This window comes from Pseudomonas sp. ASL9, from assembly GCF_056680335.1.
In genome coordinates this window covers 529,687-542,747 of record NZ_CM155277.1, presented here as the reverse complement: position 1 = coordinate 542,747, position 13,061 = coordinate 529,687, and the positions used below count along the sequence as shown (strand labels likewise).

General features: G+C 57.9%; 10 protein-coding genes and 1 pseudogene. 9 read left to right on the top strand and 2 right to left on the bottom strand.

All coding sequences use genetic code 11. The features are described 5' to 3' along the window. Positions 1 to 172 precede the first annotated feature (172 nt). Positions 173 to 1,207, top strand: coding sequence for a selenide, water dikinase SelD (gene selD, locus AC1ME2_RS02475; protein ID WP_480439107.1), 1,035 nt, complete (start codon positions 173 to 175; stop codon positions 1,205 to 1,207). After that, a complete protein-coding gene (mnmH, locus tag AC1ME2_RS02470; protein WP_480439106.1) occupies positions 1,207 to 2,313 on the top strand; it encodes a tRNA 2-selenouridine(34) synthase MnmH in 1,107 nt (368 codons plus the stop codon). Before selD ends, mnmH begins: the two co-directional genes overlap by 1 nt. A gap of 39 nt (positions 2,314 to 2,352) precedes the next feature. On the opposite strand, the gene AC1ME2_RS02465 is transcribed toward mnmH, so the two are convergent. Further along, positions 2,353 to 3,408, bottom strand: coding sequence for a permease (locus AC1ME2_RS02465; protein ID WP_480439105.1), 1,056 nt, complete (start codon positions 3,406 to 3,408; stop codon positions 2,353 to 2,355). 271 nt (positions 3,409 to 3,679) lie between these two features. On the opposite strand from AC1ME2_RS02465, the gene AC1ME2_RS02460 reads away from it, so the two are divergent. Next, positions 3,680 to 6,007, top strand: a complete 2,328-nt coding sequence (locus AC1ME2_RS02460) for an HAD-IC family P-type ATPase (protein ID WP_480439104.1) — start codon at positions 3,680 to 3,682, stop codon at positions 6,005 to 6,007. On the opposite strand, the gene AC1ME2_RS02455 is transcribed toward AC1ME2_RS02460, so the two are convergent. Further along, complete coding sequence (locus AC1ME2_RS02455) at positions 5,994 to 6,944, bottom strand: class I SAM-dependent methyltransferase (protein ID WP_480439103.1); 951 nt, start codon at positions 6,942 to 6,944, stop codon at positions 5,994 to 5,996. The two genes, AC1ME2_RS02460 and AC1ME2_RS02455, sit on opposite strands and share 14 nt — an antisense overlap. A gap of 136 nt (positions 6,945 to 7,080) precedes the next feature. Here AC1ME2_RS02455 and AC1ME2_RS02450 point away from each other — a divergent pair, with 136 nt between their 5' ends. From AC1ME2_RS02450 to AC1ME2_RS02425, 6 genes and pseudogenes are all read left to right on the top strand, one after another. Further along, complete coding sequence (locus AC1ME2_RS02450) at positions 7,081 to 7,206, top strand: hypothetical protein (protein ID WP_480439102.1); 126 nt, start codon at positions 7,081 to 7,083, stop codon at positions 7,204 to 7,206. Continuing rightward, positions 7,203 to 7,880 carry an ABC transporter ATP-binding protein gene (locus AC1ME2_RS02445; RefSeq protein WP_480439101.1) on the top strand — a complete coding sequence of 226 codons (678 nt, stop codon included), beginning with the start codon at positions 7,203 to 7,205 and terminating at the stop codon, positions 7,878 to 7,880. Before AC1ME2_RS02450 ends, AC1ME2_RS02445 begins: the two co-directional genes overlap by 4 nt. After that, a complete protein-coding gene (locus tag AC1ME2_RS02440) occupies positions 7,880 to 8,674 on the top strand; it encodes an ABC transporter permease (protein ID WP_480439100.1) in 795 nt (264 codons plus the stop codon). Before AC1ME2_RS02445 ends, AC1ME2_RS02440 begins: the two co-directional genes overlap by 1 nt. Positions 8,675 to 8,819: 145 nt before the next feature. Continuing rightward, a complete protein-coding gene (gene mrdA, locus AC1ME2_RS02435) occupies positions 8,820 to 10,712 on the top strand; it encodes a penicillin-binding protein 2 (protein ID WP_480439099.1) in 1,893 nt (630 codons plus the stop codon). Positions 10,713 to 10,997: 285 nt separating this feature from the next. Then, a pseudogene (locus AC1ME2_RS02430) lies at positions 10,998 to 12,035 on the top strand (HAMP domain-containing protein); the annotation flags it as partial. Between the two features lie 90 nt (positions 12,036 to 12,125). After that, on the top strand, positions 12,126 to 12,890 hold the full coding sequence (locus AC1ME2_RS02425; RefSeq protein WP_480441962.1) for a methyl-accepting chemotaxis protein: 765 nt from the start codon (positions 12,126 to 12,128) through the stop codon (positions 12,888 to 12,890). Positions 12,891 to 13,061: the final 171 nt, after the last annotated feature.

Here is a 13,061-nt window from a genome sequence, read left to right as displayed (position 1 = left end):
GGAGGGATTAAGCGACTGCCGAAAGGCTGTTAGCACGCCAACCGCTCCCCAATACGGGATGAACATAGGCCACTGAATCCCGCAACGCGTTGAGCCTGCTTTCAATCCAAAGCGCCTACCACCCTGGGTCGCTCTGTTAGAATCGATGCACTTGATATTCAGAGGTGCACAGATGAGCGAGCCGATTCGTCTTACCCAGTACAGTCACGGTGCAGGTTGTGGCTGCAAGATATCGCCCCAGGTGCTGGAGGTGATTCTGGCCGGCAGTGGTGCGCAGAACCTTGATCCAAAGCTCTGGGTCGGCAATGCATCGCGCGATGACGCCGCGGTGTACGCCATCGATGAAGAGCGCGGCGTGGTGTCGACCACCGATTTCTTCATGCCGATCGTGGATGATCCGTACGATTTCGGGCGGATCGCGGCCACCAATGCCATCAGCGATATCTACGCCATGGGCGGCGATCCGCTGATGGCGATTGCCATTCTGGGTTGGCCGGTGAACCTGCTGGCGCCGGAAGTCGCACGTGAAGTGATTCGCGGCGGGCGTGCCGCTTGCGATGCTGCGGGCATCACGCTGGCGGGTGGGCATTCGATTGATACGCCGGAGCCGATTTTTGGTCTGGCGGTCACGGGATTGGTCGAGAAGCGCTTCATGAAGCGCAATGACACCGCGACCGAGGGCTGCAAGCTCTATCTGACCAAACCCTTGGGCATCGGTATTCTCACCACGGCCGAGAAGAAGGGGGTGTTGCGCGCCGAGGATCAAGGCGTGGCACGCGACATGATGTGCGCGCTCAACAAGCCCGGCAGCCGTTTCGGCAAGCTGGAGGGGGTCAAGGCGATGACCGATGTCACCGGTTTTGGCCTGCTTGGCCATCTGGTGGAGATGGCGGACGGTAGCCAACTGACCGCGCGCCTCGACTTTGCCGCCGTGCCTCGGTTGGCCAGTGTCGATTTTTATCTTGAGCAGGGCTGCGTCCCAGGAGGCACCCACCGTAATTTCGAGAGTTACGGCGAGCGCATCACCGCGCTGACGCAACTGCAGAAGTTGCTGCTGTGTGATCCGCAAACCAGTGGCGGTCTGTTGGTTGCGGTCGAGGCGGGTGAGCAAGCGAACTTCCTCGCGCTGGCCTCCGAACTTGGCCTGGAGCTGTCTGCAATTGGCGAATTCGTAGGTCGACAGCGTCACGCGGTTGAGGTGTTCTGATGCGAGACAACAGCGCCGACTACCGCGACATCTTTCTCAACGACCGTCCCTTGATGGATGTTCGTGCGCCGATCGAATTCGACAAGGGCGCTTTTCCCCTGGCGTGCAATGTGCCGCTGATGAACGATCTGGAACGGGAAAAAGTCGGCACCTGCTACAAGCAACAAGGGCAGCAGGCGGCCATTGAGTTGGGTCACCAGTTGGTGTCGGGCCAGACCAAACAAGATCGCATTGAGGCCTGGGCGAACTTCGCCCGTTCCCAACCTGAGGGCTACCTGTATTGCTTTCGGGGAGGATTACGTTCGCAACTGACCCAGCAATGGCTCAAGAGCGAGGCCGGGATCGAGTATCCGCGGGTCATCAGTGGTTATAAGGCACTGCGTACTTACCTGATCGAGGTCACTGACAGCGCAGTGGCCGAGTGCGACTTCGTGCTGGTGGGCGGGTTGACGGGCTCGGGCAAGACCGAAGTGCTGACACAGCTGGCCAATACCCTCGATTTTGAGGGGCTTGCGAATCACCGGGGCTCCAGTTTCGGCAAGCATGCCACGCCACAACCGGCGCAGATCAATTTTGAAAATGCCTTGGCGATCGACATTCTCAAGAAGCGTGCTGGCGGCGTGAGTCGGTTTGTTCTCGAGGACGAGGGGCGTGCTGTTGGTAGCCGCTCAATCCCGCTGAACCTGTATCAGGGGATGCAGCGGTACCCACTGGTCTGGCTTGAAGAACGCTTCGAAAATCGGGTCGAGCGAATTCTCAAGGATTACGTGGTCGATCTGTGTGCCGAGTTTATTGATGTGCATGGCATCGAACAGGGCTTTGGTGTCTTTGCCGCGCACCTGCGTCAGAGTTTGTCGGGTATCGTCAAACGTCTGGGGGGTGAGCGCTACCAGCGCCTGGCATCGATCATGGACAGCGCGTTGATCGAGCAGGAAAAATCCGGTGTGGTCGATCTACACCGTGACTGGATCACCGGGATGCTGATGGAGTATTACGACCCGATGTATGCCTACCAGAGAGACAGCAAACAACCTCGCATCGAATTTTCTGGCGACCATGCGGCGGTACTTGAGTACTTGAGAGAACGTGGCCGGCGACTCGACTGAGTACCGCGCGGCCTCGTTTTTGCGGGGGATGGCTGAGGCTTAAAGCACCATCGCCCCTACCAACCCGCTGACGATGCCGACCAACATGGTCAGCAACGCCACAATCACCAGAACCTTGGCATCGAAGACTTTACGCAGCATCAGCAGCGACGGTAGGCTGACGCTCGGTAATGTCATCAGCAGTGCCACGGCGGGTCCCATCCCCAAGCCCAGTGACAGCATGGTTTGCACGATGGGGATTTCAGCTGCGGTGGGAATCACAAACAGTGTGCCCACGATGGCGAACGCCACCAACCAGACCAGGCTGTTGCCCATCGACGCATCGATATGGGGAAACAGCCAGACACGTGCGGCGCCCAATACCAGTACTGCCACCACGTAAATAGGGATCGTGCTCCAGAACAACTGCCACAGGGTCTTCCCCCAGCGCGTAAAGAAATTCTGCTGGTCGGCTATGCTCGCGTCAGCCACTGCTTCAAGGGCTGGCTCGGGAATTTCCTCAGGGGTAGAAACGCGCTGCGCGATCATCGAGACGCCCAGCACCAACGCCAGGCCAGCCACCAGGCGCAATGCGGTGAAACCCCAACCCAGCACAAAGCCCATGAACACCAGGGTTGCAGGGTTAAGCACCGGATTGGCGATCCAGAAGGCCAGGGCCGCACCCACCGAAACCTGCTGACGACGCATGCCCACCGCGACGGGCGCGGCGCAACAACTGCACATCATCCCCGGCAGCGCAAACAGCCCGCCGCGTAACGTCGAACCAAAACCCGCGCGACCGAACAGGTTCAGAAGCCAGTCCTTGGGAATAAGCACTTGAAGCAGCGAACCGAGGATCACCGCGAGTACCGCCGCTTTCCAGATCGCAAGGAAATACACTTGGGCGTAGGCCAGCGCCGCCGTGATGGGCGTGCTCTGTTCTGCACCGAGAATCGAGGCGCCAATACTGTGATTGTCTGCCGCGATAAAGGACTTGAGGTAGTAGGGCGACCATTTCACGTAGTAAAGGCCAATGACCGCCACCAACAAGAACAGAATGGGCTTCCACCAGTACGATAAGCCTCGTGATGGGAGTGTGGCGGGCATACTGGGCATTGGGCGGGTTCCGGGCAGTCATAAGTTAAAACGCATTATAGCTCAGCTTGTTCAGCGCTAGTCTTTGTGAGTGGTTCTCGTGGCGGAGTACGCATTGCCATATCGACAGTGCGCAGATTGTCGTCCAATACGGGATAACGTAGTCCGCCATCATCGATAGCCCCTCCTTTTATATCGTGATGCTGAGCAACCTTGCCTGAGAGTGAGTGCCAATGACCGAACAGTTGAAGGCTGGATGCTTGGGGTCGGGTTTGACCACGGTGAGGCGCCCTTGATCGTTGCACCGGATTCGGTTGCTGGCCTGACGAGTACAGAGGCTCGGCTTCGTCTTGAACACGTCGGGCCAAACACCATCGCCGATGTGGCGCAGCACCCAGTGCGTCGCGCTCTGCAGAAACTATGGGCTCCCGTACCGTGGATGCTCGAGGCAGCGATACTTCTTCAGCTTGGCCTCGGTGACTATGTCCAGGCCAGCGTTGTCGCGTTGCTGCTGATCTTCAATTCAGCGCTCGGTTTTTTCCAGGAGGGGCGAGCACAGGCGACGCTGGATGCACTCAAGTCACGCCTGGCGCTCGTTGCTTCGGTACACCGCGATGGCAAGTGGACAACGGTGCCTGCAGGCATGCTGGTTCCCGGCGATCTGATCAAATTATCGCTCGGCGCAGTGGTTGCTGCGGATGTGCGTTTGATCGCTGGATCAATTCTGGTTGATCAGTCCATGTTGACGGGTGAATCGCTTCCGATCGAGGCCGAGGCGGGGCTTGAAATTTATGCAGGCGCTCTTGTCAGACGAGGCGAGTCGGTTGCCCTGGTGACCGCGACCGGGGTAAACACCAAGTTCGGGCGAACGGCCGAACTCGTGCGTAGCGCAAAGGTGGAAAGTTCTCAGCAGAAGACCATTATGCGGGTGGTGCGAAATCTTGTGCTGTTCAACGGCACGGTGACCCTTCTGTTGGCGATCTATGCGCTGCTGCTGCTGCCTATGCCGTTTGTCGATATCGTTCCGCTTGTTCTTGTGGCGGTCCTCTCCGCAATACCGGTTGCCTTGCCATCAATGTTCACGCTGGCCGCCGCAGTCGGTGCGCGCGCATTGGCCCGTGAGGGCGTTTTGCCAACCAGCCTGTCGGCAGTAGATGAAGCCGCCGGCATCGACATTCTTTGTTCAGACAAGACGGGAACACTGACCCGCAACGAGCTGGCGGTGATGTCCGTGAGGACGATGCCAGGCTTTGACGAGGCGCATGTGCTGGCACTGGCCGCCCTGGCAAGTTCCGACGGGGGGCAGGATCCTGTCGATGTTGCCATTCGCTCGGCAGCGGCTCTCCAGCCCATCAAAGATGCCCCCGAACTAGAGACTTTCATTCCGTTCGATCCCGCAGTGAAACTGGCAGAAGCAACGGTTCGCCTGGCGGACGGCACCACCGCTCGGATCGTCAAGGGGGCGTTTTCGGTGCTTCAGAAGGTGTCAGCAGCGCCGCCCGACGTGGTGAGCATTGTCGACGAACTGCAAGCCAAGGGGTTCAGGGCACTTGCGGTGGCAGTGGGTCCTGCAGATCAATTGAAGATGGCCGGGCTCATTGCACTCAGCGATCCGCCGCGTGAGGATTCGGCAGCGCTCATCGCCGAGCTGGCTGAGATGGGCGTGCGCACGGTCATGGTGACCGGAGATGCTCCCATCACGGCAAAAGTCGTGGCCAGCATGATTGGCATTTCGGGTGAGGTCTGCGCAACGACACCGCTGGCCAAGGATCTCCGCGCTGACGCGTTCTCGATCTTCGCCAGTGTCCTGCCGGAAGACAAGTATCGTCTTGTCAAAGCGCTGCAAAAAAGCGGCCATCTCGTCGGCATGTGTGGTGATGGTGCCAACGATGCGCCGGCACTGCGGCAGGCTCAGATGGGGATTGCCGTATCCACGGCAACAGATGTCGCCAAGTCTGCCGCCGGTATAGTCTTGACCGAGCCTGGTCTGGGCGGCATCGTCGCGTCGGTCAAGGTGGGGCGGGCGACCTTCCAGCGGATCCTGACCTATACGTTACGGTCGATCATTCACAAGATTGTCCAGGTACTTTTCCTGGCAATCGGGCTGATCATGACGGGCCAGGCGATCCTGACGCCGATGCTCATGGTGCTTATGATGGTCGTCGGCGATTTTATGGCCATGTCGTCGTCCACGGACAACGTCAGACCATCGCCACTGCCAAGTGTCTGGCGGGTCGGCAATTTGACCGTGGCGGGTATCATCCTTGGCGTATTCGATCTGCTGTTCTGTGTGTCCAGTCTGGCCACTGGAAAATACCTGCTCGGCCTTGACCTGATGACCTTGCGTACATTGACCGTGGTGACGCTTGTGTTCAGCGGCCAAGCTGTATTCTACGTGTCTCGTGAGCGGCAGCATATTTGGAGTTCGGCGCCGGGGCGTTGGCTGGTGGCATCCTCGGTCGTCGACCTGACGATCATCAGCGTACTGGCAATCAATGGTGTAGTGATGACAGCGCTGCCAATCGCTATTGTGTCCGGCCTTTTTGTGGCCGCGATCATCTTTGCCTTCTTGCTGGATATTGCCAAGATGACGTTGTTCCGTCGCCTCAAAATTGCATAGCATTCAGCGTAAATACCAGCGCCTTCAGCCCACCGTCAGGATGGACATCGGCAAACTCCGGTGGGTTTTCCAGGCGCTGCTGAAAGCTCAGGCTTGGCGCTTCAATCGCAGTATTTTCGATCAGAAAGTCCGGGCCAATGGCGGGATCATTGAGGCATGCCAATACAATGCCCTGTGGGTTGAGCAAATCAGGCAGGCGCCGCAGGATCTTTTGGTAATCCTTGGTCAGTACAAAGCTACCCTTCTGAAAAGAGGGCGGGTCAACGATGATGAGGTCGTAGGGACCGTCTCTTTTTACTCTGGCCCAGGATTTGAACAGGTCATGTCCTAAAAAGCTCACGCGACTCAAGTCATGCTGATTAAGGCGGTGATTTTCTCGCCCTCGGCTCAACGCCGCTTTGGCCATGTCCAGATTCACCACATGCTCCGCGCCCCCGGCAATGGCGGCGACAGAAAAACCACAGGTATAAGCGAACAGATTCAGCACGCGTTTGCCTTGGGCCTGGGCTTGAACCCAGCGGCGGCCATAGCGCATGTCCAGGAACAGCCCCGTGTTCTGATTTCTGCCAAAGTCCAGCTTGTAGTGCAGGCCGTCCTCAGTGATAACCCCGTTATCAAACGTGTCCCCCAGCAACCATTCCGTGGTGCTGTCCTGAAGGTAGCGGTGCTGCAATAACAGTGCGTGCGCCTGGCTGTGCAGCCAGGCGGGCGACTGAGTCAGGGCCAAAAGCATGTGCTTCAGGGCAGTTAATTCGGCGTCATCGGGTTTCTTGTACAACGACACCAACAGCACGCCTTGCAACCAGTCGACGGTCACTTCCTCAAGCCCTGTCCAGCGTAAGCCCCTGCCGTGAAACAGGCGGCGAGCTTCGTCAGGTACGGCACTTAAAGCGGAGGTTAAATGCTGTTGCAAGGTAGAGAGGGCATCGGAGTTCATAGCGGGCTATCAGTCATTCGAGACCGCGCAGTTTAAGCGTAATCACCCGAGCGTTGGTGGCGTTTATTTTGTTAGCCTAGGCAAAAGCCGCTCGGGTTCACTGAGCGGCACCGCACGAAATAATCAGGGGGAAGGGATGAAGAGCAAAGCAAGCGACGTGCATCACACCGCCACTGACGGCTACACCTTGGCCGCTGATAACTATGTTCGCGGTCGGTCGTATGAAACCGCTGCTTTCTATGCCGAGAAAGTTGTCGAGTGATCTTGATCAAAGCGTCCGGGCTTGTCCGAAATGACGCCAAAACCCACAAGTGTCTTCTTGATTCGACGGATTTTACCTTGGTCGGAGGGGATCGCATCGCCCTCACAGGGCCTTCGGGGTCGGGGAAAAGCGTGTTTCTGCGAGCCCTGGCGTTGCTTGATCCACTGGAGGGCGGCAGCGTCTCCTGGCGCGATAAACCGGTGCCAGGCGCAGGGATTCCGGCGTATCGCCGCCACGTCAGTTACATCGCTCAGCGACCCGCAATGCTTGAGGGCACGGTCGAGGACAACCTGCGTTATCCCTTCACCTTGAAGGTCTATCAGGACCTCACGTTCGATCGCGCTGCCGCTGTGCGGCTGGCCGAGCAGGCGGGCAGGGGGGATCGCTTCCTCGACCAGCAGTCCAGCGAGCTGTCGGGAGGCGAAGCGCAAATTGCAGCACTGATCCGGGTTCTGCAATTGCAGCCTGATGTGCTGCTGCTTGATGAGCCGACCGCCTCATTGGATCCTGAGTCATCTCGAGAAATCGAGGCACTGGTGTCGGCCTGGTTCAGTGGCGCCAGGCAAGACGATCGCGCCTACATCTGGATCTCCCACGATCAAGAGCAGGCTCAGCGCATGAGTGAGCGCAGGCTGACGATGCAGGCAGGCACATTGAGCGAGCACACAACCTGATGGATTATCAGAACTTATCGCTACTGGATATTGGTATTGCTTCCTCGTTGATCCTGATTAACGGCGTGCTGTCCCTTGTCCTGAAACTTGATCTGGAACGCAAACTGGTGTGGGCGGCGATCCGCACCGTGGTGCAGCTACTCGCCATTGGTTATGTACTGGGCTGGGTGTTCAACTTTGCCCAGTGGTACGTTGTGCTGCCGTTGATGGCCGGGATGACCCTGATAGCGGGATTGTCCGCCTCGGGTCGCGGGAAACGTACGTACGCGGGGCAGCGCATCGACAGTATTGCCTCGATCTGGTTGAGTTCGTGGCTGGTCACGGCCGTGGGCCTGTTCGCGGTCATTCGGATTCATCCCTGGTATGAGCCGCAGTATGCAATCCCCATCCTTGGCATGATTCTCGGCAATACGCTGACCGGCGTATCGCTGGGTATTGAGCGAATGACTCAGGAATTGACCACCGGGCGCAACGTCGTGGAAATGAGCCTCGCGCTCGGTGCCACGCGCTGGGAGGCCGCACAAGGCCCGGCTCGCCAGGCAGTGCGTGCCGGAATGATCCCTACCCTGAATCAAATGACCGTGGTCGGGCTGGTCAGTCTGCCAGGGATGATGACGGGGCAGGTGCTGGCGGGCCAGTCGCCGATTCAGGCGGTGCGTTATCAAATCATCATTATGTTTCTGATCGCGGCGGCGTCGGCGCTGGGGACCGTGTGTGCGGTGTTACTCACGTATAGGCGACTGTTTTCAGCGGATCACCGGTTTCTGGCGTCGAAGCTGATGGCGCGTAAATAGTCGGCAAGGAATCACCCTGCGCACGCCGCGTTGTGGGCGTGGGATCGCCGCCGTTGATCAGAGGTGCAATATCCGGGGGCACTTCTTGGTATTGTGCGTCACAATTTGTGACGATTCCCCCTTTTGTTAACGAGAAGCTGTAGAAATGCCTGATCCAATTCCCTTAAAAGACCACGAAAAAGAGACGCAGCTGGTCAACAAACGTTTGTTGGCGTGTGGTCTGCTGGTGGCCGTGTTGAGCTGCATTCTGGTGGGCAGAATGTATTTTTTGCAGGTGACCGAGTTTGCCTATCACTCGACGATTTCAGAGAACAACCGAGTGCATGTGCTGCCGATCCCGCCGGAACGAGGCCTGATCTACGACCGTAATGGTGTGGTGCTGGCGGACAATCGGCCCAGTTTCAACCTGATCATGACCCGCGAACGCTCCGGGGACTGGAGTCAGGTGCTGGACGCCCTCATCAGCATTCTTCAGTTGCCTGAAGAAGACCGGATTTTGTTCGACAAGGATCTAAAGCAGGCCCGTCATCACTTCGACCCTGTGACGTTGCTGTATGAATTGACCGAAGAACAAATTGCCTTGGTCGCCGTCAATCAGTTTCGCCTTCCGGGAATCGACGTCGAGCCGCAGTTTGTTCGGCATTACCCGTTGGGCGCGCATTTTGCGCATTCCATCGGTTACGTCGGTCGAATTAACGAAAAAGAGTCCAAACAACTGGATGCCGTGGACTATCGCGGTACCCAATCGATTGGCAAGACGGGCATCGAGCGTTTCTACGAGTCCGAACTGCATGGCCGGGTCGGGTATGAAGAAGTCGAAACCAACGCTCAAGGGCGGGTGTTACGCGTGCTCAAGCACACGGACCCTATCCCCGGCAAAAGCATTGTCCTGAGCCTGGATATCGGTCTTCAGGAAGCAGCGGAAGATGCCTTGGGAGATCGGCGCGGTTCAGTGGTGGCGCTGGACCCGGAAACCGGCGAAGTACTGGCCATGGTCAGCAAGCCCAGCTTCGACCCCAACCTGTTCGTCACCGGTATCAGCTTCAAGGAATATGCAGCGCTGCGTGATTCCGTCGACAGGCCCCTGTTCAACAGGGTGCTGCGCGGGTTGTACGCGCCCGGCTCGACAATCAAACCAGAGGTCGCGATCGCAGGGCTGGACAGCAGTGTTGTTACCGCGCAGACACGGGTGTTCGACCCTGGCTATTTCCAATTGCCGGATTACGATCACAAGTACCGAAACTGGAACCACAGCGGTGACGGCTGGGTGGACATGGATGCTGCGATCATGCGTTCCAACGACACCTATTTCTACACGCTGGCGCACAAGCTTGGCATCGACCGCATGCATGACTACATGACCATGTTTGGCCTGGGGCAAAAAGTGTCGCTGGACATGTTCGAAGAGGCGCCAGGGTTGATGCCCTCGCGTGAATGGAAGCGGGCCACCCGGCGTCAGGTCTGGTTCCCGGGTGAAACCGTCATTTTGGGTATCGGCCAGGGGTATATGCAGGTGACGCCGTTGCAATTGGCCCAGGCCACCGCGCTGATTGCCAACAAAGGCGTGTGGAATCGACCTCATCTGGCGAAAACCGTCGATGGTGTGGCACCGGTCGATGATCACCCCATGCCTAATATCGTGTTGCATGACTCCAGTGAATGGGATCAGGTCAATCACGGTATGCAGTTGGTGATGCATGACCCGCGGGGCATCGCTCGAGCCTCAGCCATTGGCGCGCAATACCGGATTGCCGGTAAAAGCGGTACGGCCCAGGTGGTCGCGATCAAACAGGGTGAGCGCTACAACCGCTTGAAAACCCAAGAGCGCAATCGCGACAACGCCTTGTTCGTCGGCTTCGCGCCGGCGGCACATCCGAAAATCGCGGTATCGGTCATGATCGAGAACGGTGAGGCGGGCGGCCGCGTGGCAGGCCCTGTAGTCCGCCAGGTGATGGATGCCTGGTTGCTCGACAAGGAAGGAAAGCTGAAACCGCAATACGCGACACCGGTCAAAGCGCCGGGTGATCCGCACGTCTAGCGCCAAGCCAAGCCAAGCCAAGCGATGTGCATCGTCAAGGCCCTGAACGGTGGATCGCTGTCCGTCGAATCGGGTGAACTCGTCGGGGTGATTGGCGCCTCCGACTGTGGCAAAAGCGCCTTGGCGGAGCCGGACCTGCAACGACGTCGATGAGCGCAGCCGTTCTTCTTGAAACAACGGCTTCCTTTTTATTGCGTAAGTCCGTACAACGCTGCATCGCCATCCCCCTGTTCGCACTTGCGTTGCGAATATGCCGTTGTCATTCTTTGTAGTGGACTTGCTCGCATGATCAAAAATCTGGGTTTCAGCAGGAAGATTCTGCTCGCCGCCACGTTAATTATTGTTGTCGCATTTACGAGTTTTATTGCCGTGAATGACTATCGACAACGTCAAACCGTACGTGCCAATGTTTTTCTTGAACTGCAACAATTAGCCACTCTCACCACACATAACATCCAGACCTGGTTGGAAAGCCGCACTCAGTTGCTGCAATCGATGGCCCAGCAAATTGCCGTTGATGGCCCATCCCCGAGTACGCTGCAGCGGGTGGTCGGGCTGCCAGCTTACGTCGATAGTTTTCAGCTGAGCTATTTCGGCGGTAATGATGGCGTCATGTTTTCCGTCCCGGCGGGCAACCGCGCTGCCGATTACGACCCGCGCCTTAGGGGCTGGTACAAGGCAGCTGAAAGCGCTCGGACGACCATCGTGACGGAACCTTATATTGCTGCGTCTTCGGGCAAGCTGGTGGTCACCCTGGCGACCCCCGTCAAGCACGACAACCAGTTTATAGGGGTCGCTGGCGCCGATATCGCGCTGGACAGCATCAGCAAGACTATCAACGCGCTGAATTTTGGCGGCCACGGCTATGCGTTCATTGTCAGCGGCGACGGCAAGATTCTGGTTCACCCGGACAGCAAGCTGGTCCTGAAAAACCTGAGCGATGCCTACCCGACCGGTACGCCAAAAATCGCGCCGGGGGTCACTGAAGTCAACGTGCCGGGCAAGTCTGAATTTATCTCGTTCACCCATGTCGACGGACTTGCTTCGGCGAATTGGTACGTGGCGCTGGTGCTTGATCAAGACGCGGCCTATTCGATGCTCAGTGAGTTCCGCACCTCAGCGCTGACCGCCATGGTGGTGGTCGTGGTCTTTATCATCGTGCTATTGGGTCTGTTGATTCGTGTGCTTATGCAGCCGTTACACCTGATGAGCCGAGCAATGCAGGAAATCGCCGACGGTGAGGGTGATCTGACCAAGCGTCTGTCGATCCATTCTCAGGATGAGTTCGGCGCGTTGGCGCAATCGTTCAACCGTTTTGTTGAACGTATCCATGCATCGATTCGCGAAGTGGCCAGCACCGCAGCCCATCTCAGTGAAGTGGCTGCGCGGGTCGTCTGCGCGTCGAACTCGTCCATGCTCAACTCTGACGAGCAGGCCAATCGGACCAGCAGCGTTGCGGCGGCCATCAACGAGTTGGGTGCGGCGGCCCAGGAGATCGCGCAAAACGCGTCCTTGGCCTCGCAGCATTCCAGCGCTGCCAGCCACCTTGCCAGCGATGGTCAGAAGGTTGTCCAGCAGACCATCCAGGCGATGAATCTGCTGTCGGAAAAAATCAGCTCGTCTTGCGTCAATATCGAAAGCCTCAACAGCAAGACCGTCAATATCGGGCAGATTCTCGAGGTGATCACCAGCATTTCCCAGCAGACCAATTTGCTCGCGCTCAATGCTGCCATCGAAGCGGCGAGGGCGGGGGAGGCAGGCCGAGGCTTCGCCGTGGTGGCCGATGAAGTGCGCAACCTGGCGCACCGCACCCAGGACTCGGCCCAGCAAGTGCAGAAAATGATTGAAGAGTTGCAGGTTGGCGCACGGGAAGCCGTAGTGACCATGACCGAAAGCCAACGCCAGAGCGAAACCAGCGTCACCATCGCCAATCAGGCCGGAGAGCGACTGGGCAGCGTTACCGGCCGTATAGGCGAAATCGACGGCATGAACCAGTCAGTCGCCACCGCGACCGAGGAACAAACGTCTGTCGTCGAGTCGATCAATGTCGATATCACCCAAATCAACACCTTGAATCAGGGCGCTGTAGGCAACTTGAAGTCGACCCTTGAAGCCTGTGCCGACCTGGAACACCAAGCTGCCACGTTGCAACATTTGGTGGGGACGTTCCGCATCTGAGTCTGCGTTTGACGCCCGGCCTTCGCAGGAGAGGCTGGGGCGTCTACAAACCGTCAACCAATCGTTACCTTACTGTCATCCACGGTTCATGGGTCTGAAACACCCTCTCTCTACTGTCAGTTGCACACAAACGCAGCCGCGCAAAGGCTGTTCAACCAGACAGAGAAGCCC

What these genes read in the sequence shown, in the direction of transcription:
- mrdA (WP_480439099.1), top strand. Translation starts at nt 8,820, where the DNA reads ATGCCTGATCCAATTCCCTTAAAAGACCACGAAAAAGAGACGCAGCTG.
- AC1ME2_RS02465 (WP_480439105.1), bottom strand. Translation starts at nt 3,408, where the DNA reads ATGCCCAGTATGCCCGCCACACTCCCATCACGAGGCTTATCGTACTGG.
- selD (WP_480439107.1), top strand. Translation starts at nt 173, where the DNA reads ATGAGCGAGCCGATTCGTCTTACCCAGTACAGTCACGGTGCAGGTTGT.
- AC1ME2_RS02455 (WP_480439103.1), bottom strand. Translation starts at nt 6,944, where the DNA reads ATGAACTCCGATGCCCTCTCTACCTTGCAACAGCATTTAACCTCCGCT.
- AC1ME2_RS02450 (WP_480439102.1), top strand. Translation starts at nt 7,081, where the DNA reads ATGAAGAGCAAAGCAAGCGACGTGCATCACACCGCCACTGACGGCTAC.
- AC1ME2_RS02425 (WP_480441962.1), top strand. Translation starts at nt 12,126, where the DNA reads ATGCTCAACTCTGACGAGCAGGCCAATCGGACCAGCAGCGTTGCGGCG.
- mnmH (WP_480439106.1), top strand. Translation starts at nt 1,207, where the DNA reads ATGCGAGACAACAGCGCCGACTACCGCGACATCTTTCTCAACGACCGT.
- AC1ME2_RS02440 (WP_480439100.1), top strand. Translation starts at nt 7,880, where the DNA reads ATGGATTATCAGAACTTATCGCTACTGGATATTGGTATTGCTTCCTCG.